Raw genomic sequence first — 18,163 nt, forward strand, 5'->3', positions numbered from 1 at the left:
AAACAGCCTCGCGTGGTTCTTGTTGTTATGGGTCGTTGCCGGGTCGATAGTACACCCTGGGCGCAGCGGCCAGGAATGGCCCTGCCGGCTGGCAAGGCCGACAGTGATTGCACAAAGAAGGTGATCGTTCGTGAACCCCGAATCCATGCTGGCGGCACTGCCAGGCTACGCCATGTCGCCCGAGTCGATCCAGGTGCTGCCTGATGCCAAGGCTTACCGCGCCTGCCTGCTCGAACGCATCCGCGCCGCGACCCGGCGCATTGTGATTGTTGCGTTGTACCTGCAGGAAGACGAGGCCGGCCAGGAAGTGCTGGATGCCCTGTACCTGGCCAAGGCCGAGCGGCCAGGGCTTGAAATCACCATCGTGGTCGACTGGTTCCGTGCCCGCCGGGGCCTGCTCGGGGCCGGGCGACAGCCAGGTAACGCGGCCTGGTACCAGGCCCAGCGCCAGCTGCGTGGGCTGGACATCGCCATTCACGGGGTGCCGGTGCAAACCCGCGAGCTGTTTGGCGTGCTGCACCTGAAGGGCAGTATCATCGACGATTGCGTGATCTACACCGGCGCGAGCGTGAACAACGTCTACCTGCACCGCTTCGACCGCTATCGCCTGGACCGCTACCACCTGTTCCAGTCGCCAGCCCTGGCCGACGCCATGGTAGGCCTGGTGCAGCGCCTGTTGCACACCACCGCCACGCCGCGCCTCGACTTGCCGGCGCCCCCGACCACCCGCAGCCTGCGCGGTGACATCCGGCGCTTGCGTGCACGCTTGCGGCGCATGGCCTATGAGGCACCGGCCAGTGTGGCGGGGCAGGGGTTGCGGGTGATTCCGCTGTTGGGCGTGGGCCGTGGCAACCCGTTGAACCGGGCGCTGTGCGCCATGCTGGCGGCGGCGCGCACGCAGCTCGTCATCAGCACGCCATATTTCAACCCGCCGCGGGTCGTGATGCGCGAACTCGACCATGCGCTGGAGCGTGGTGTGCAAGTGGAATTGATCGTGGGTGACCGTACGGCCAACGACTTCTATATCGCGCCTGGCGAGCCGTTCAGTGCCAGTGGCGCGTTGCCTTATCTGTACGAAGACAACCTGCGGGCCTTCGCCCGTCGCCGCCATGGCGCAATTGCCAGCGGCCAGTTGCAAGTGCGGATCTGGAACGATCCCGGGCACACCTTCCACGCCAAGGGCGTGTGGGTAGACCAGCGCTATTCGCTGTTGACCGGCAATAACCTGAACCCGCGCGGCTTCAACCTGGACCTGGAGAACGGCCTGCTGATCGATGACCCGCAGGGGCAGTGGCTGGGGCCACGGGAGGCAGAGCTGGCCGAATTGCGCCGGTTTGCGCCGAAAATCGGTTCGGCAGAGGCGTTGGGGGTCAAGTCCGAACACCCCAAGGAAGTGCGCAAGTTCCTGCGCAGGTTGCGTTACAGCCGGCTGGAGCCGTTGATCAAACGGGTGCTGTGACGCCGCCTGGTGCGTTTTTGTAGGAGCGGCCTTGTGTCGCGATCGGGCCGCAAAGCGGCCCCTCGATTTCAGCGTCACCGCCGCTATTGATGGGGCTGCTTTGCAGCCCGATCGCGACACAAGGCCGCTCCTACAGGGACCGCGCCAGGCTGTGTACCCTTCGGCTTGAGCCGCGACACGGCAAGCAGCACCACCGCCAGCCCGATGATCTGATAAAGCGAAATCTCTTCACTCAAGACCGCCCACGACGCCAGCACCGTCAGCACCGGCCCCAGGTTGCCCACCGCCGCCGTGTGGGTAGGCCCCAACCGCTGAATCGCCAGCGCCACCCAGTAGATCGGCAACACCGTGGAAAATACCGCCATCAATCCGGCATTGGCCCATACCGCGCCGGGCAATTGCCACAACTGCCCGACGGGGGCCACCAGCAGGTAATGCGCCAACACCATCAGCGAGGATGCGGTGCCGCACAGGCCGGCCAGGCGCATCGAGCCCATGCGTTTGAGCATCATCCCGGTACCGGCGTAGTAAAGTGCGTAGGTCACCGCACTGGCAAACACCCACAGCGAGCCCAGCACCACTTGCTGGCCTGCCCCGGCGACACTGATGTCATGGACAAAGGCGATGCCCAGCCCCAGGTAGCACAGGCCCATGGCCGACAGCGTGCGCAGGCTTGGCCGTTCACGCAGGGCGATGGCCTGGAACACCAGCACCAGCGTCGGGTAGGTGAACAGAATCAGCCGTTCCAGCCCGGCGCTGATGTACTGCAAGCCATAGAAATCGAACAGGCTGGCCAGGTAATACCCCAGCAGCCCAAGCAAAGCCACACGCAAACCGTCGCCCAGGTTCAGAGGGGCGCTGCCTTGGCTACGGCTAGCCCATACCAGCCAGGCGAACAGCGGCAGCGCCAACCCCATGCGCATGGCCAAAAGGCTGATGGCGTCCACCGGCCCGGCAGCGTAGGCGAGCTTGACGAAAATGGCCTTGAAGCTGAAGCCAAGGGCGGCCAGCACGGCGTACAAGGCGCCGCTCTGCAACTGGCGTTGGATCAGGCTGCGTAGTGCATTCATGGAGTACCTGCGGCAGAAAAGGGCATGGCTTATTCTGAACAGAAGGCTGTCGCGCTAGAATCGCTTTTTAGTGAACAGGGTCTTCTGTTTTGGAGAAGGGCATGCAATTCGACCTGACCGACCTGCGCCTGCTGCTGGCCATTGCCGCCACAGGTAGCCTGAGCAAGGCCGCTGCGACCTTCCCGGTGGCTGTATCGGCTGCCAGTACTCGCCTGAGACTGCTCGAAGAGCGCTGTGGCCTGGTGTTGTTCTTTCGCAAGGCCGATGGCATGCAACTGACACCTTCCGGACGCCTGGTGCTGGAGGGTGCGCGCAATGTGCTCGGCGAAGCGCAAAAACTGCAAGAGACCTTGCAGCAAATGGCTGGCGAGCAGCGCATCACGTTGCGCCTGGCGGCGTCGACGGTGGCCAACAGCACATTGTTGCCGGCGATACTTGGGCCGTTTCTGGCGGACTACCCGGAAGTCGACCTGCAACTGATGGAACACAAGAGCGTGGACGTGCTGCGGGTGGTATTGGCCAACGAATGCGAGATTGGTGTGTACGACGGCATTCTGCCCAGCGGGGGTGTGGTATCGCTGCCGTTTCGCACCGAGCGGCTGGTGATGCTGGTGCCCGCGGACCATCACCTGGCCGGGCGCGAGCAGCTGCGTCTGGTCGATGCCCTGGGCTATGCGTTCATTTGCCTGCCGGCCGGGCGGCCGATGCAGCGCTTTGTCGAGGAACTGGCGATGAACCTGGCCATGCCGCTGAAGGTGCGTGTACGCGCCCCCAGCTTTGAGGCCATCGCGCAACTGGTTGCACAGCGTGCGGGCGTGGCCATGCTGCCTGAAACCGCCGCCGTGCGCGCCGAGCAGGAGCTGCCGGTGCGCCGCGTCGCCCTGGCGGAAAGCTGGGCCACCCTTGAACTGCGCCTGTGTTTCCGTGACTGGGAGCGCCTGAGCTCACACGGGCGGCAGCTGGTGAGCTTCCTGTCGGGGCGGCAGTTGGCTGCCCCAGCTTCGGGTGAGCCCTATGAAGGGTGACTGATCGTCAGGTCAGCTACCCAGCAAGCGATGATATCAATATGATATCTATTCTCCCTGGGGAGCCTTGAAGGTGAGCCATGTTTTACAGGCTCCTGACCAAGGTCTCTCTGAAAAGTCATCACAAGCGCATACAATTGCGCCTTTTCCTCGTTAACCAGATAGGCCAAAGCGTATATGGCGCTAGATCCACCCACGATGCTGACCATTTCGGTCGCCCTGGCAGCCGCGGCTGCCCTGTACCTGGCGATTGAATGGCGCAGTGTCCGCGAGTCCTCGTTGCTGTTCTGGAGCGCAGGTTTCGCCACCATTACTGTTGGTTGCATCCTGGCGTTGTTGCGCGGGATCGGTTTTCTGTTTATCGGCATCTGGTTCGCCAATGGCTTGCTGGTGGTGGCGCACGCGTTCTTCCTGATGGGTGTGCTGCGCTTTACCCAAGAGCGCTTGTCGCGTGCCTGGCTGATGATCGTGGTGGTCTGGTTCGCCTTGCTGCTGTTGCCCGCTGGGCCGCAGTGGTCGAAGGTGATGCTGATGGCCAACTCGTTGCTGGTGGCTGCGCTGACGCTGAAGGCCAGCTTCCTGCTGCGGCCCCACGGCAAGTCGCTAAGTGTTGGCGCGGTGCAGTTGCGCTATGTGTTGCTGATCCATGGCCTGTTCTATGTGCTCAAGGCAATCATCGCAATTACCCCGGGTACGGTGATCGACCTGGCCACTTTTGGCGGGCTGATCATTCAGATTTCCCTGGTCGAGGGGGCGATGGCGATCATGCTGATTGCCTTGTCGATGACGGGCACCGTGCGTTATCGGCGCGAGGAGCGGATTGCCCGGCTGGCCGCGCGTGATCCGTTGACCGCGCTGTACAACCGGCGTGCCCTGGAGGTCAGGGCCGGGCATTTCTTCAAGGAAGTAAACCCGGCGCAGCCTGGGGCCTTGCTGCTGATCGACATCGACAACTTCAAACTGGTCAATGACCTGCACGGGCATATCGCGGGTGACCGCTTGTTGATTGCGTTGAGCGAGATCATTCGCGCGGTGCTGCCCGAGCGCTCGCTGGCGGCGCGGTTAGGCGGCGATGAATTCGTCATCTTGCTGTGCGGGGCCAGCAACGAGCGGGTCATGGAGTTGGGCGAGTTGCTGCGTGAGCAGTTCCAGCAATATGCCAGCAAGACCGTGCCTACGCCGCAGGCGGTCACCTTGAGCATCGGTGCCAACCTGTTCGACCAGCCACCCGCAAGCCTGGCGGCGTTGATCGAGCAGGGGGATGTGGCGTTGTACCAGTCCAAGCGCAGCGGGCGGGACAGTATCCGGTTTGTCGAGCGCCCGATGGCTGATATCAGCCAGTAAGCCATCGGGGCCGCGAAGCGGCCCTGATGGCTTGAAGGCAGGGGGTCAGGTCGCCACCTGGTAGCACGGCACATACGCAGCGCCGCCGGGCAGTTTCATGCGGTGCTGGTCGACGAAGGCCTGCAACAGCCGGCCCAGCGGGTCCAGCACGGCGCTGTCACCGTGGATCTGATACGGCCCGTGTTCTTCGATCAGGCGGATGCCCTTGTCCTTCACGTTGCCCGCAACAATGCCGGAGAACGCCCGGCGCAGGTTGGCCGCCAACTCGTGCGGGGGCAGGTCACGGCGCAGGTCCAGCTCGGCCATGGCCTGGTGGGTCGGGTCGAACGGGCGCTGGAAGCTCTCCTCGATCTTCAGCAGCCAGTTGAAGTGGAAGGCGTCGTTGCGCTCACGGCGGAACTGCTTGACCTCCTTGAGCCCTTCGACCATGTGCCGGGCAACTTCTGCCGGGTCGTCGATGATGATTTCGTACAAGCGGTGCGCCGCCTCGCCCAGGGTGGCGCCAACGAAGGCATGCAACTGTTGCAGGTAAGGCTCGGCGCTGCGCGGGCCGGTGAGCACCACCGGGAATGGCAGGTCGTGGTTGTCCGGGTGCATGAGGATGCCCAGCAGGTACAGGAACTCCTCGGCTGTGCCGGCACCGCCCGGGAAGATGATGATGCCGTGGCCGACACGCACGAAGGCCTCCAGGCGCTTCTCGATGTCTGGCAGGATCACCAGTTCGTTGACGATAGGGTTGGGGGCTTCGGCGGCGATGATGCCTGGCTCGGTCAGGCCCAGGTAACGGCTGCCATGCATGCGTTGCTTGGCGTGGGCAATGGTGGCGCCCTTCATCGGGCCTTTCATCACGCCTGGGCCGCAGCCGGTGCATACATCCAGCTTGCGCAGGCCAAGCTCGTGGCCGACCTTCTTGGTGTACTGGTATTCCTCGCTGCTGATCGAGTGACCGCCCCAGCACACCACCATTTTCGGCTCCACGCCCGGGCGCAGGGTGCGGGCATTGCGCAGCAGGTGGAAGACGTAGTCGGTGATGCCCTGGGAGCTTTCCAGGTCGATACGCTGGCTGGCCAGTTCGCTCTCGGTGTAGACGATGTCACGCAGGGCGCTGAACAGCATTTCACGGGTGCTGGCGATCATCTCGCCATCGACGAAGGCGTCTGCCGGGGCATTCAACAGCTCCAGGCGAACACCGCGGTCCTGTTGGTGGATTTTTACCTCGAAGTCCTTGTAGGCCTCAAGGATGGTCTTGGCATTGTCGACATGGGCGCCGGTGTTGAGGATAGCCAGGGCGCACTGGCGGAACAGGGTGTAAAGGCTACCGGTACCGACTTCACTCAGTTGCTGCACTTCACGTTGTGACAGCGTTTCCAGGCTGCCTTTGGGGCTGACGGATGCATTGATGACATTGCGTTGAGGCATCTAAGTCTTTCCTGTGCGGGTAAAACATCCTTCTTTGACAACACCATACCGAGAAATGTGGGCGGCAACGAGGGGGTGGGTGAAAATCCTTGAGACCGGGTTGGCTTCTTCGCGGGCTTGCCCGCTCCCACAGGTACTGCGCAAGCCCTGAGAGCAGCGCAGACCCTGTGGGAGCGGGCAAGCCCGCGAAGCAGGCGACTCGCTCTCAAGTCAACCCAACAGTTTCTGCACACCCAGGGTAATCGCCAGCCCTCCACCAACCAGCCACAGGTTCAGAATCGCCCCGGTAGCCAGCGCCTTTGGCCCGGCCTGGCGAATCTGGCTGAAGCGCGTTTCCATCCCCAGCGCAGTCATGGCCATGGTCAGGGCAAAAGTGTCCAGGCTGTTGACCGCCTGGGTCACACTGCCAGGCAGCACCTGCAGCGAATTCACCAGCACCAGCGCAAGGAACCCGAAGGCAAACCAGGGCATCGCAATGCGCCCGTTGCCTTGCGCCAGGCCGGCTTTACGCGAACGGCTGATCCAAAGGCCTACCACCAACAATACCGGCACCAGCAGCATTACCCGGGTCATCTTGACGATGGTTGCAATATGGGTGGCTTCAGGGCTTACGTTACTGGCTGCGCCAACCACCTGCGCCACTTCGTGAAGGGTACCGCCGAGGAAAAGCCCGGCGCCCAGGGTGTCCAGGTGCAACCAGCCAGCGTTGATCGCCAGCGGGTACAGGAGCATCGACAAGGTGCCGAACAGCACCACGCTGCCGACTGCCATCGCGCTTTTATGCGGGGCACTGCGCAGCGCCGATTCGAAGGCCAGCACCGCAGCGGCGCCACAGATGGCGCTGCCTGCGGCGGTCAGCAGGGCGGTGTCGCGGTCCAGCTTGAACAGCTTCATGCCGCACCACAGGCCGATCAGCAAGGTGCTGGACACCACCAGTAGCGACACGATCAGCCCCGACCAGCCGACTTCGGCAATTTCCTGCAGGCTGACGCGCAGGCCAAAGAAGGCCACGGCAATGCGCAGCAAGCCGCGGGCCGAGAAGTTGATGCCGGCAGCCCAGCTGGCCGGTACGCCATCACGCAGTGCGTTGCCATACAGCGCCCCGGCGACGATGCCGACGATCAGCGGGCTGATGCCGAGGTTGGCGATGGCGGGCATGGCCGCCAGTTGCGTGACTGCCAGGGCGAATAGCGCGACGAACAGGATGCCATTCAGCCGCCCTTTGGTGGAAAGGGTAGGGGCAAAAGCAGGGTTGGACGGAACCGTGGCCATGTGAGTCCTCCGGAAAAGTGTTTCGACAGGGCCTACGTTAATCTGGTTATAAGCTTATAAAAAATCGTAATTTAGAATGGCAAATATCCGAATGGCTGATATTTTTAAAACATGACCCCAGAACAGCTGATAACGTTTGCAACGGTTGCCGAGCACGGCAACATCAGCCATGCGGCCCAGGCCCTGCATCTGTCGCAGCCCGCAGTGTCCGGCCAGCTCAAGCTGTTGCAGGAGGCCTTTGGCGAGCCTCTTTATCAACGTGCCGGCCGTGGCGTGCGGCTGACGGCGGCTGGCGAGCAGTTGCTGGCCCATGCCGAGCGCCTGCGCGAAACCTTTCGCCAGGCCCAGGCACTGCGTGAGGCCATGCGTGGGCTGGAGCGCGGCACCTTGCGCATCGGTGCCAGCACCACGCCGGCCAGCTACCTGCTGCCTTACCTGATTGCCGATTTTCACGGGCGCTATCCGGATGTGCTGGTAAGCACTTCACATGGCAACACGGCGGAGATCGTCGCCGCACTGGACAGTGTCGATATCGCCCTGATCGAAGGCCCGCCTGGGCAGGAGCTGGCGTTGGGTACGCAAGTGACGGCTTGGCATGAGGACGAGATCGTCGCGATTGTGCCCAGTAGTCACCCACTGGCGGGCAGTGACCAGCAGACCTTGGCGTCGCTGGGCGCCTACCCGCTGGTCCTGCGCGAGAGCGGTTCGGGCGTGCGGCAGATCGTCGAGCGGGCGTTTGCCCGGGATGGCGTGGCGATGCGCGTGGCGCTGGAGATTGCCGGGGTGGAGGGCGTGAAGGAGGCCGTGCGTGCCGGGATGGGGGTTGGCTTTGTGTCGGCGATGTCCATCCGCCATGAAGATGGGGCACTGCACCGGTTGCAGGTGGCGCCTGAGCCTATGGTCAGGCGTTTTTCCATACTGATGCCACATGCGGCCACGCCGTCGCGGGCGGCGGCGCGGTTTTTTGAGTTGTGCACTGGTATGCAAGAGGTGGGTTGACTGTTCGGGCCTCTTCGCGGGCACGCCCGCTCCCACAGGTACAGCGCTGCTTTCAGGGGGTACGCCATCCCTGTGGGAGCGGGCGTGCCCGCGAAGAGGCCCGCACAGACGCCATCAACTTAACTGGAATACATGCTTCATATAGGCCACAAAATTCTCATCCCGGCATTGCGTCTTGCCCGGGCTGTCGGAAATCTTGGCCACGGGCGCCCCGTTGCAACCTGTCATCTTGATCACGATGTTCATCGGCTCCACCCCCGGGATATCGCAGGTCAGCCGGGTGCCAATGCCAAAACTCACATTGATCCGTTCATGCAACGCCCGGTACAGGCCCAGCGCTTTAGTGAAATCCAGCCCGTCGGAAAAGATCAGCGTCTTGCTCCTGGGGTCGATCCCCAGTCGCTCATAGTGGGCAATGGCCTTTTCCGCCCAAGCCAGCGGGTCACCCGAGTCGTGCCGCAGGCCGTCGAACAGTTTGGCAAAGTACAAGTCGAAGTCACCCAGGAACGCGTCCATGGTGATGCAGTCGGTCAAGGCGATGCCCAGCAGCCCGCGGTACTCGCGCACCCAGCATTCCAGCGCAGCGGCCTGGCTGTCGACCAGGCGCGGGCCAAGCTGCTGGTGGGCCATGAACCATTCATGGGCCATGGTGCCCAGCGGCTTGAGTTCGAACTCACGGGCCAGGTGCACATTGCTGGTACCCACGAAACGCCCCGGGAAGTCGTGCTTGAGGATGTGCACCACTTCTTCCTGCACCCGGTAAGAGAAGCGTCGCCGGGTGCCAAAATCTGCCAGCTGGAAGCCGGCCAGCTCCGCAGCGCTGGCCTCGGCCTTGAGCCAGTCCAGTTTCTGGTACAGGCGTTCGCCCACTTGCTCGATGGCCACGTCGCGGTGGCGATACCGATTGCGTACCTCGCTGATGATTGCCAGCAACGGGATTTCATAAAGGATTACATGCAACCACGGCCCGCGCACGCGGATCGCCAGTTGCCCTGCGCCGTCAAGGCCGACATGGACATAGCGCAGGTTGAAGCGGAACAGGCTGAGAAAACGGATGAAGTCTGGCTTGAGGAAGGGGATTTTTTCCAGATAGGCCAGCTGGTCGTGGGTAACCGTCACCTCCGCCAGTTGCTCCACCTGGTAGCGGATCTCGGCCAGGTAGGGGGAAAGGTCTTCACCATTGCGGCAGCGGAACTCCCACTCCACTTCGGCATTGGGGTAGTTGTGCAGCACCGCCTGCATCATGGTGATCTTGTAGAAGTCGGTGTCCAGCAGGTTCTGGATGATGCGCGGGCCGAAAACACTGTCGCTCATGGGCGGGCGTCCTTGATCTGGGCAAGCTGATAGTCGAGCGCGGCCTCGTCGCCGCACAGGATCACGCCTTCGGCAGCCAGGGCGCCGCAGGCCTCGATGGCACCTGCCTGGGTGAGGGCGCGGCAGGCTGGCAGGTAGAGCAGTACCTTGAAGCCGGCCTGGCGCAGCTGGCGGGCGGTGGTCTTGACGCAGTAATCCAGGGCCAGCCCGCCGACGATAACCGTATCAACCTGTTGCACCTTGAGGTACTCGATTACCCCGGTGGAACGGCGTTCGGCCAGGTCGTGGTAGCAGGCGCCGTAAGGGTGCAGGTCGGGTTCCACACCTTTCCACACGAAATAGTCGTAATCGATGGGGGCGGGCAGGCCGGCCAATAGCTCGAAACCCGGCGTGCCTGGCACGCAGTGGCTGACCCAGGTCAGGTCTGCGTTATCCAGTTGCAGGGGTTGCAGCATGTGCGCGGGGTCGGCGACCACCCAGGCGGCGTTGGCCGGGTGTGCGTCCTTGCTGCCCAGGCGCAGGTCGGCGCGTAGCGCCATGGCATTCAGATCAGCCGCGATTTCGTCGCCTTCGGGGACGGGCAGTTCCTGCGGGGCGTTGGCCGTGAAGCCGTTTTGCGCGTCGACATCGAAACTGGCGATCTTCATGGTGGTTCTCCTTGCTGGAATGCTTATATAATTCACCTGGTGTACTAAGTGTGTCAAGTTACAGCTTTCGAGAGGTTCAGGATTGCCTTACTTAGATGCTCTGGTGGATTATTGTGTTACTGAACAAGGAGCTGCATGGTGAGTACAGCCGAAGTCCTGGCCAGTGTCGACATCGTCGCCCTGCGCATGGCCCCTGATGCCCAGCATCTGCAAGTGTTGTTGCACCGTCGTGAGCGCGAGCCGCATGCCGGTCAATGGGCGTTGCCCGGCGTAATCGTCAACGGGCGAACCCCGGACACCAGCCTGGAAGACGCCGCCAGCAGGGCCCTGCGCGAGAAGGCCCGGGTTGTGCCGTGCTACATGGAGCAGGTAGGTACCGAAGGCAATGCATTCCGCGACCCGCGTGGTTGGTCGTTGAGCACCTTTTACCTGGCGTTGCTTGACCCGGCGCAAGCTGTGGAGGGCGAGCACCTGGCGTTTTTCGACCTGGACAGCGTGGTGGGGCGCAAAGTGCTGTTGCCGTTCGACCACAACCTGTTGGTGGAGCGCGCGCGTGAGCGGCTGGCAGCCAAGACGGTGTACAGCAGCCTGCCGCTGTACCTGCTGGCGCAGAGGTTCACGGTGCTTGATGCGTTGGGGGCGGTGCAGGCGTGCCTGGGGCAGCCAGTGAACAGCACCTCGCTGCGCAAGCGGCTGGAACGCTTGCGTGAGCTGGGGTGGGTAAGGGACACCGGGGAAAAGAACCAGCCCAGGTTAGGCAGGCCGCAGCAGTTGTATCAGTACACGCCGCAGGGTGAGCGGGCGTACATGTTTGACCGCAGCGTGTTGCCGGAAGGATAGGGGGGCGCCTTCAGGCATTCAGCGGTTGTGAGATCAAGCGCCGCCTGCGCGGCGCTCGATCACAATGCAGACGCCAAACCCAATGGATACATCAATGCGCGCAGCGGCTGGTATCGCCTTGCTCCGCCGGTGCCTTGCGCGCCGCAGCCAGAATGGTCGCCAGCACAATCAAGGCAGCCCCCGCCGCCATGCGCAGGCTCGGCTGGTCACCAAACAACCACCACGCACCGATGATTGCGTACACCGGCTCCAGCGCGATGATCATGCCGGCTGTGCGGGCCTCCAGGCCTTCCAGGCTCTTGACGAACAGGAACTGCGACAGCCCGGTGCAGAACACCCCCAGCAGCGCCAGGTTGACCCAGTCACTGCCTGCCAGGCTGGTGCTGCCCAGGTGGGTGAAGGCGAATGGCGCCACCAGCGCGGCCACCACCACGTTCTGCCAGAAGGCTACCTGCATGGCGTTCATGCTCGAACCGTTGCGGCGGTTGGCCACGGTCAGCAAGGCGAACGCTAGGCCCGAGCCCAGGCCCCACAGCAGCCCGATGGTGCCTTTGTCGAGCAGGTCAAAAGTGGGTACTACCAATACCAGGCCGGCCGTGACCATCAGCAACAGCAACCCTTGCACCGCACCGATTCGCTGGCCGAACACGCCGCGCTCGATCATGGCGATGAACGCCGGGAAGCTGGCAAAGCCCAAGGTGGCCACGGCCACGCCGCCCACTTTCACCGCAATGAAAAAGGTGACCCAGTGGGTTGCCAGCAAAGCGCCGGTCAGGCCCAGCACCGGCAGGTTGCGCACAGTGAGTGCATCGAGCAGGCGTGTACCCTTTAGCCCGGCGACAAAGCCTAGTGCAATAAACGCGAAGGTGGCACGGCCGAAGGTGATGATGCTGGCGTCGGCCTCGATCAGGTGACCGAGGATACCGGTCAGGCCGAACAGTACAGCCGCAATATGAGCAACGCACAGGGCGTTACGGTGGCCGGTGGCAGCACCGGCTACGGGGATTGAAGTCGCGATCATGGCAGTCAAGTCTTCACAATGTGGCGCGCGCATACACTCCCGGTTGCGCGACGCGGGTCTTTAATACTGGGAGTTTTATCGTTATGAGCCCGGACGAACTGCCCGGTGCAAAAAGGCGCCACAGCGTTGGAATTGTGAAGCGAGGCTGTTTTACTCGCGGTTACCACGTCTACCAGCCCACGGCGCGGGGCTGGTTGATGTGTGTATTATCTTTGTATACAGGCTTGTCAGGCGATCGCGGGCGACGTGTGCTTGTCTGATCGCGACATCGGCTGTTGCCTTGCAGCGCCGCGTCATTCGTCGCCGTAGTTCATGATCGACAACAGGCGGATGGGTACCTGTACCAGTTGCTCAGGGCCGTGCGGCGTCTCGCCGTCGAAGGTCAGGCTGTCGCCGGCCTGCATGTGATAGAGCTGGTTGCCATGGCGGTATACCAGCTCACCTTCCAGCAAGTGGAGGAACTCGGTGCCGGGGTGGGCGAAGGTCGGGAACTCTTCGCTGGCGTCGTCCATGCTCACCATGTACGCCTCGAAGTTCTTTTTCGGCCCCCTGGCGTGATTGAGCAAGTGGTAGGTGTGGCCCTTCTCGGTGCCGCGGCGCACCACTTCCAGCCCTTCGCCGGCTTTCACCAGCAAGGCATTGCCGTCGGGCTGGTCATACTGGCTGAACAGCTTGGCCATTGGCATGCCCAGTACGTCGCACAGGCGGCTGAGGGTGTCGAGGCTGGTGGACACCTGGGCGTTCTCGATCTTGCTCAGCATGCCCTGGCTGATACCGGCGATGCGGGCCACATCGGCGAGCTTGAGGGACTGGGCCTGGCGCTGGCGCTTGATCTGCAGGCCCAGATACTGCTCCAGGCGAAGGCGCGGTTCGGTTTCGGTCGACATCGAATGTCCTGCACGGTTTCAGTTCAAGAATAAATATTGCGCACTGGGAAAGTGCGAAATGCAGCTGCGTTGGCCGCTTCTTTCCTCGGGTGAAAACAAGTTTCCCATAAATAGCGCATAAAAACCTGGCTGGGTTTTGTGCTGCCTGTGCCGGCCTCTTCGCGGGCACGCCCGCTCCCACAAGGCTTAGCGGCGAACACTGTGGGAGCGGGCTTGCCCGCGAAGAGGCCGGCACAGGCAACGCAAGGCAGCACCCTGAACAAAGTTGGCAAGCACATTGCATTCCTGTGAGGAAACTAAGTTTCTCATGCGGAATCATTGCCCCTTACCCAGGAGTGTTCAACCCATGTTGCCAGCAGAAACCCAGCGCACCCTCGACCAGCACGGCATCAAGTACGTGCTGGCGCAGTTCGTCGATATCCATGGCTCGGCGAAGACCAAATCGGTGCCGGTCTCGGGCCTGAAGATGGTGGCCGAGGAAGGCGCCGGCTTTGCCGGGTTCGCCATCTGTGGCATGGGCATGGAACCGCACGGCCCGGACTTCATGGCCCGCGGCGACCTTTCTACCCTGATTCCGGTGCCTTGGCAGCCAGGTTATGGCCGGGTGGTGTGCGTGGGCCACGTGAATGGCCAGCCTTGGCCTTACGACACCCGCCATGTGTTGCAGCAGCAGGTACAGCGCCTGGCCGACAAGGGCTGGACCCTGAACACCGGTCTTGAGCCGGAGTTCAGCCTGTTCCGCCGCGACGAAGGCGGCAAGCTGCAACTGGTGGATGCCTCCGACAACCTCGACAAGCCCTGTTATGACTATAAGGGGCTGTCTCGTTCGCGCCTGTTCCTTGAAAAGCTGACTGAAGCGCTGCAGCCGGTGGGCTTCGACATCTACCAGATCGACCACGAAGACGCCAACGGCCAGTTCGAGATCAACTACACCTACAGCGACGCCATGGAATCGGCCGACCGCTTCACCTTCTTCCGCATGGCCGCCGGCGAAATCGCCAACGACCTGGGCATGATCTGCTCGTTCATGCCCAAGCCCGACCCCAAGCGCGCTGGCAATGGCATGCACTTTCACCTGTCGCTGGCCAGCAGCACCAACAAGAACCTGTTCCACGACCCGTCCGACAGCAGCGGCATGGGCCTGTCGAAACTGGCCTATCACTTTGCCGCAGGGTTGATGGCCCACGGCGCGGCGTTGTGTGCCTTTGCGGCACCCACGGTCAACTCCTACAAGCGCCTGGTGGTGGGCCGTTCATTGTCGGGGTCGACGTGGGCCCCGGCGTTCGTCGCCTGGGGGGCCAACAACCGTTCGGCGATGGTGCGTATTCCTTACGGTCGCCTGGAGTTCCGCCTGCCGGACGCTGGCTGCAACCCGTATCTGGTCACCGCCGCGATCATCGCCGCTGGCCTCGATGGCATCGACCGCCAGCTGGAACCGGGCGAGATGTGCAATGAAAACCTCTACAACCTGAGCCTTGAAGAAATTGCCGCACGCGGCATCAAGACCCTGCCGCAATCGCTGAAAGAGGCCGCCGACGCGCTCGAAGCCGACCCGTTGTTCCGCGAGGTGCTGGGCGCCGAGATCGTCGAGGAGTTCATCAAGCTCAAGCGCATGGAGTGGGTGGAGTACTGCCGCCACGTCTCCGACTGGGAAATCCAGCGTTACACCGAGTTCTTCTGACCGCCCCCCAATCCCTTGGGCGGGCAACACGAAAGCGCTCGCCCACTGCCTAGTAAGGAGCATCACCATGTGTGGAATCGTAGGTCTGTACCTGAAAAAGCCCGAGCTGGAAGCCCAGCTTGGCAAGCTCTTCGAACCCATGCTGCAAGCCATGACCGACCGTGGCCCGGACAGCGCCGGCTTTGCCATCTATGGCGACGAAGTGGCCGATGGCTGGGTCAAGCTGACTTTGCAAGCCACGGATATCAACTACCCCTGGACCACCCTGATGGGCCAGTTGGAAGGGCGCCTGGGCTGCTCGCTGGACTGGTTCCAGAATGCCAGCGCCGCCGTGCTCAAGGTGCACACGGATGAAGCCTCTGCCCGTGCGGCGTTGGCTGAGCTGGCCCCCGGTGTGCGCATCATGAGCGCCGGGCAGAGCATCGAAATCCTCAAGGGCATGGGCCTGCCAGCAGAAATTTCCAGCCGCTTCGGCCTGGCCGGCATGAAGGGCAGCCACATCATTGGCCACACCCGCATGGCCACCGAAAGCGCCGTGACCATGGAAGGCAGCCACCCGTTTTCCACCGGCGCCGACCTGTGCCTGGTGCACAACGGCTCGCTGTCCAACCATTTCCGCCTGCGCCAGGAACTCAAGCGCGAAGGCATCAGCTTCGAGACCGACAACGACACCGAAGTAGCCGCTGGTTACCTGACCTGGCGCCTGCAGCAGGGCGACAGCCTGGCCCAGGCCCTGGATGGCGCGCTGGAGGACCTGGATGGCTTCTTCACCTTTGCCATCGGCACCCGCAACGGCTTTGCCGTGATCCGCGACCCGATTGCCTGCAAACCGGCGGTGCTGGCCGAGACCGAAGACTACGTAGCCATGGCTTCGGAGTACCAGGCCCTGGCCAGCCTGCCAGGCATCGAGCACGCCAGGGTCTGGGAGCCGGCACCCGCCACCCTGTATGTCTGGGAGCGCGAAAGCGCCTGACCTGCCACCGAACATCTGGAGAACCTTATGAAGACGATCGACCTTTCCAGCACTTCGGTGCGCGTGCTCAACCAGGCCCTTCACGGCGAGGTGCAGGACCATGAATGGCGGGTGACCCACCCCGATGGCAAGCACAACCTGGCCGTGGGCATCAACGCCGCCGTGGCGGTGGATATCGAAGGCCACGCCGGCTACTACTGCGCCGGCATGAACCAGCAGGCCAGCGTGACCGTGCACGGCAACGTCGGGGTGGGGGTGGCCGAGAACATGATGTCTGGCTCGGTGCGGGTCAAGGGCAGTGCCTCCCAGGCCGCAGGTGCCACGGCCCATGGCGGGCTGCTGGTGATCGAAGGTGACGCCGGTGCCCGTTGCGGCATTTCCATGAAGGGTGTGGACATTGTGGTGGGCGGCAGCATCGGCCACATGAGCTGCTTCATGGGCCAGGCCGGGCGCCTGGTGGTGTGTGGTGATGCCGGTGACGCGCTGGGCGATTCGCTGTACGAGGTGCGTATCTACGTCAAGGGCTCGGTGCAGTCGCTGGGCTCGGACTGCATCGAAAAAGAGATGCGCGCCGAGCACCTGCAAGAGTTGCAGGAGCTGCTGGGCAAGGCTGGCCTGGACCACAAGGCCGCCGATTTCAAACGCTACGGCTCGGCCCGCCAGCTGTACAACTTCAAAGTCGACAACGCCAGCGCGTACTGATCCAGGAGCATTCCCATGAGCGAACAATTCCCCCCGGTACTGCGTGAATCGGCCACCTTCGATCGCCTGACCATCCAGGAAATCCAGCGTGCCGCTGAAACCGGCATCTACGACATTCGCGGTGGCGGCACCAAGCGCCGCGTGCCGCACTTCGACGACCTGTTGCTGCTGGGTGCCAGCGTGTCGCGTTACCCGCTGGAAGGCTACCGCGAAAAGTGCGGCACCGACGTGGTGCTGGGCAACCGCTTTGCGAAAAAGCCGATTCACCTGAAAATTCCGGTGACCATCGCCGGCATGAGCTTCGGCGCGCTGTCGGCCAACGCCAAGGAGGCGCTGGGCCGTGGCGCGACCATCGCCGGCACCAGCACCACCACGGGCGACGGCGGCATGACCCCGGAAGAGCGTGGTCAGTCGCAGCATCTGGTGTACCAGTACCTGCCATCGCGTTATGGCATGAACCCCGATGACCTGCGCAAGGCCGATGCCATCGAGATTGTCCTTGGCCAGGGCGCCAAACCAGGTGGCGGCGGCATGCTGCTGGGCATGAAAGTGACCGAGCGCGTTGCAGGCATGCGCACCTTGCCTATCGGTGTGGACCAGCGCAGTGCTTGCCGCCACCCGGACTGGACCGGCCCGGACGACCTGGCGATCAAGATTGCCGAGATCCGCGAGATCACCGACTGGGAAAAACCCATCTACGTGAAGATCGGTGCCAGCCGCCCGTACTACGACGTCAAGCTGGCGGTGAAGGCCGGTGCCGATGTAATCGTGCTCGACGGCATGCAGGGTGGTACTGCGGCAACCCAGGAAGTGTTCATCGAGCACGTCGGCATCCCGATTCTGCCGGCCATTCCCCAGGCGGTGCAGGCGCTGCAGGAAATGGGCATGCACCGCAAGGTACAGCTGATTGTCTCGGGCGGTATCCGCAACGGTGCCGACGTGGCCAAGGCCATGGCCCTGGGGGCGGATGCGGTGGCCATCGGTACGGCGGCGCTGATCGCCCTGGGCGACAACCACCCGCGTCTGGACAGCGAGTTGAAAAAGATTGGCTCGGCTGCCGGCTTCTACGACGACTGGCAGAACGGCCGCGATCCGGCCGGCATTACTACCCAGGACCCGGAACTGGCCAAGCGCCTGAACCCGGAAGAGGCTGGCCGCCGGTTGGCCAATTACCTGCGCGTGCTGGTGCTGGAGGCGCAGACCATGGCGCGGGCGTGCGGCAAGTCGCACCTGCACAACCTTGACCCGGAGGACCTGGTGGCGTTGACCGTGGAAGCGGCGGCGATGGCGCGGGTACCGCTGGCCGGCACGGCCTGGGTGCCGGGGCAGGCGCAGTACTGAGCTGACCATTAAGGGGCCGCTTTGCGGCCCTTTCGCGACACAAGGCCGCTCCTACAAGGGACCGCGATCTCCTGTAGGAGCGGCCTTTTCGTGCGATTGCTCCAGCTCCGAAACACTGACACAGCCCCCCAATGCCAAAGACAACGCCGCCACCATCCACTTCATTTAA

General features: G+C 63.0%; 16 protein-coding genes. 9 read left to right on the top strand and 7 right to left on the bottom strand.

Annotated features, from left to right (window positions below; genetic code table 11):
* Window positions 1-130 precede the first annotated feature (130 nt).
* Window positions 131-1,459, top strand: a complete 1,329-nt coding sequence (gene pssA / locus ACQKPZ_RS04780; RefSeq protein ID WP_427535848.1) for a CDP-diacylglycerol--serine O-phosphatidyltransferase — start codon at window positions 131-133, stop codon at window positions 1,457-1,459.
* A gap of 83 nt (window positions 1,460-1,542) precedes the next feature.
* On the opposite strand, the gene ACQKPZ_RS04785 is transcribed toward pssA, so the two are convergent.
* Window positions 1,543-2,529, bottom strand: coding sequence for a DMT family transporter (locus ACQKPZ_RS04785; protein ID WP_427535849.1), 987 nt, complete (start codon window positions 2,527-2,529; stop codon window positions 1,543-1,545).
* A 101-nt stretch (window positions 2,530-2,630) separates the two neighbouring features.
* Between ACQKPZ_RS04785 and ACQKPZ_RS04790 the strand changes: the two genes are divergently transcribed.
* Together ACQKPZ_RS04790 and ACQKPZ_RS04795 are read left to right on the top strand one after the other, a co-directional pair.
* Window positions 2,631-3,554 carry a LysR substrate-binding domain-containing protein gene (locus tag ACQKPZ_RS04790; protein ID WP_391129670.1) on the top strand — a complete coding sequence of 308 codons (924 nt, stop codon included), beginning with the start codon at window positions 2,631-2,633 and terminating at the stop codon, window positions 3,552-3,554.
* A gap of 198 nt (window positions 3,555-3,752) precedes the next feature.
* Window positions 3,753-4,898, top strand: coding sequence for a GGDEF domain-containing protein (locus tag ACQKPZ_RS04795; RefSeq protein WP_427535850.1), 1,146 nt, complete (start codon window positions 3,753-3,755; stop codon window positions 4,896-4,898).
* Between the two features lie 45 nt (window positions 4,899-4,943).
* Here the strand turns inward: ACQKPZ_RS04795 and ppnN are convergent, their stop codons facing one another.
* On the bottom strand, window positions 4,944-6,317 hold the full coding sequence (gene ppnN / locus ACQKPZ_RS04800) for a nucleotide 5'-monophosphate nucleosidase PpnN (protein ID WP_427535851.1): 1,374 nt from the start codon (window positions 6,315-6,317) through the stop codon (window positions 4,944-4,946).
* A 210-nt stretch (window positions 6,318-6,527) separates the two neighbouring features.
* A complete protein-coding gene (locus ACQKPZ_RS04805) occupies window positions 6,528-7,589 on the bottom strand; it encodes a YeiH family protein (protein ID WP_427535852.1) in 1,062 nt (353 codons plus the stop codon).
* 111 nt (window positions 7,590-7,700) lie between these two features.
* Between ACQKPZ_RS04805 and ACQKPZ_RS04810 the strand changes: the two genes are divergently transcribed.
* The gene (locus ACQKPZ_RS04810; protein WP_427535853.1) at window positions 7,701-8,588 is read left to right on the top strand and encodes a LysR family transcriptional regulator; all 888 of its coding nucleotides are present in this window, start codon (window positions 7,701-7,703) and stop codon (window positions 8,586-8,588) included.
* A gap of 114 nt (window positions 8,589-8,702) precedes the next feature.
* Here ACQKPZ_RS04810 and pncB read toward each other — a convergent pair whose 3' ends face one another.
* A complete protein-coding gene (gene pncB, locus ACQKPZ_RS04815; RefSeq protein ID WP_427535854.1) occupies window positions 8,703-9,902 on the bottom strand; it encodes a nicotinate phosphoribosyltransferase in 1,200 nt (399 codons plus the stop codon).
* Window positions 9,899-10,549, bottom strand: coding sequence for an isochorismatase family protein (locus tag ACQKPZ_RS04820; RefSeq protein WP_427535855.1), 651 nt, complete (start codon window positions 10,547-10,549; stop codon window positions 9,899-9,901). The genes pncB and ACQKPZ_RS04820 overlap by 4 nt, the downstream gene beginning before the upstream one ends.
* Before the next feature lie 138 nt (window positions 10,550-10,687).
* Here ACQKPZ_RS04820 and ACQKPZ_RS04825 point away from each other — a divergent pair, with 138 nt between their 5' ends.
* Window positions 10,688-11,389 (top strand): NUDIX hydrolase, encoded by a 702-nt coding sequence (locus ACQKPZ_RS04825; RefSeq protein ID WP_427535856.1) that lies wholly within the window; start codon window positions 10,688-10,690, stop codon window positions 11,387-11,389.
* A gap of 91 nt (window positions 11,390-11,480) precedes the next feature.
* Here the strand turns inward: ACQKPZ_RS04825 and ACQKPZ_RS04830 are convergent, their stop codons facing one another.
* Both ACQKPZ_RS04830 and ACQKPZ_RS04835 read right to left on the bottom strand, forming a co-directional pair.
* The gene (locus ACQKPZ_RS04830) at window positions 11,481-12,410 is read right to left on the bottom strand and encodes a DMT family transporter (protein ID WP_427535857.1); all 930 of its coding nucleotides are present in this window, start codon (window positions 12,408-12,410) and stop codon (window positions 11,481-11,483) included.
* Window positions 12,411-12,703: 293 nt separating this feature from the next.
* Window positions 12,704-13,297 (bottom strand): helix-turn-helix domain-containing protein, encoded by a 594-nt coding sequence (locus tag ACQKPZ_RS04835; RefSeq protein WP_136915286.1) that lies wholly within the window; start codon window positions 13,295-13,297, stop codon window positions 12,704-12,706.
* A 346-nt stretch (window positions 13,298-13,643) separates the two neighbouring features.
* On the opposite strand from ACQKPZ_RS04835, the gene glnT reads away from it, so the two are divergent.
* The 4 genes from glnT to ACQKPZ_RS04855 all read left to right on the top strand — a co-directional run bounded on the left by glnT (window position 13,644) and on the right by ACQKPZ_RS04855 (window position 17,994).
* A complete protein-coding gene (gene glnT / locus ACQKPZ_RS04840; RefSeq protein ID WP_427535858.1) occupies window positions 13,644-14,978 on the top strand; it encodes a type III glutamate--ammonia ligase in 1,335 nt (444 codons plus the stop codon).
* A 67-nt stretch (window positions 14,979-15,045) separates the two neighbouring features.
* Complete coding sequence (locus tag ACQKPZ_RS04845; protein WP_427535859.1) at window positions 15,046-15,951, top strand: class II glutamine amidotransferase; 906 nt, start codon at window positions 15,046-15,048, stop codon at window positions 15,949-15,951.
* Window positions 15,952-15,978: 27 nt separating this feature from the next.
* Complete coding sequence (locus tag ACQKPZ_RS04850) at window positions 15,979-16,653, top strand: protein glxC (protein WP_427535860.1); 675 nt, start codon at window positions 15,979-15,981, stop codon at window positions 16,651-16,653.
* Window positions 16,654-16,668: 15 nt separating this feature from the next.
* Window positions 16,669-17,994, top strand: a complete 1,326-nt coding sequence (locus tag ACQKPZ_RS04855) for an FMN-binding glutamate synthase family protein (RefSeq protein WP_016715698.1) — start codon at window positions 16,669-16,671, stop codon at window positions 17,992-17,994.
* Window positions 17,995-18,163 lie beyond the last annotated feature (169 nt).

Origin of the sequence: Pseudomonas sp. NPDC089547 (assembly GCF_050280665.1) — a bacterium.
Lineage (GTDB): Bacteria > Pseudomonadota > Gammaproteobacteria > Pseudomonadales > Pseudomonadaceae > Aquipseudomonas.

Excerpts from the sequence above, each read along its gene's own strand:
- ACQKPZ_RS04805 (WP_427535852.1), bottom strand. The coding sequence starts at position 7,589 with ATGGCCACGGTTCCGTCCAACCCTGCTTTTGCCCCTACCCTTTCCACC.
- ACQKPZ_RS04785 (WP_427535849.1), bottom strand. The coding sequence starts at position 2,529 with ATGAATGCACTACGCAGCCTGATCCAACGCCAGTTGCAGAGCGGCGCC.
- glnT (WP_427535858.1), top strand. The coding sequence starts at position 13,644 with ATGTTGCCAGCAGAAACCCAGCGCACCCTCGACCAGCACGGCATCAAG.
- ACQKPZ_RS04830 (WP_427535857.1), bottom strand. The coding sequence starts at position 12,410 with ATGATCGCGACTTCAATCCCCGTAGCCGGTGCTGCCACCGGCCACCGT.
- ACQKPZ_RS04820 (WP_427535855.1), bottom strand. The coding sequence starts at position 10,549 with ATGAAGATCGCCAGTTTCGATGTCGACGCGCAAAACGGCTTCACGGCC.
- ppnN (WP_427535851.1), bottom strand. The coding sequence starts at position 6,317 with ATGCCTCAACGCAATGTCATCAATGCATCCGTCAGCCCCAAAGGCAGC.
- ACQKPZ_RS04795 (WP_427535850.1), top strand. The coding sequence starts at position 3,753 with ATGCTGACCATTTCGGTCGCCCTGGCAGCCGCGGCTGCCCTGTACCTG.
- ACQKPZ_RS04850 (WP_427535860.1), top strand. The coding sequence starts at position 15,979 with ATGAAGACGATCGACCTTTCCAGCACTTCGGTGCGCGTGCTCAACCAG.
- ACQKPZ_RS04855 (WP_016715698.1), top strand. The coding sequence starts at position 16,669 with ATGAGCGAACAATTCCCCCCGGTACTGCGTGAATCGGCCACCTTCGAT.
- ACQKPZ_RS04790 (WP_391129670.1), top strand. The coding sequence starts at position 2,631 with ATGCAATTCGACCTGACCGACCTGCGCCTGCTGCTGGCCATTGCCGCC.
- ACQKPZ_RS04845 (WP_427535859.1), top strand. The coding sequence starts at position 15,046 with ATGTGTGGAATCGTAGGTCTGTACCTGAAAAAGCCCGAGCTGGAAGCC.
- ACQKPZ_RS04835 (WP_136915286.1), bottom strand. The coding sequence starts at position 13,297 with ATGTCGACCGAAACCGAACCGCGCCTTCGCCTGGAGCAGTATCTGGGC.
- ACQKPZ_RS04810 (WP_427535853.1), top strand. The coding sequence starts at position 7,701 with ATGACCCCAGAACAGCTGATAACGTTTGCAACGGTTGCCGAGCACGGC.
- pncB (WP_427535854.1), bottom strand. The coding sequence starts at position 9,902 with ATGAGCGACAGTGTTTTCGGCCCGCGCATCATCCAGAACCTGCTGGAC.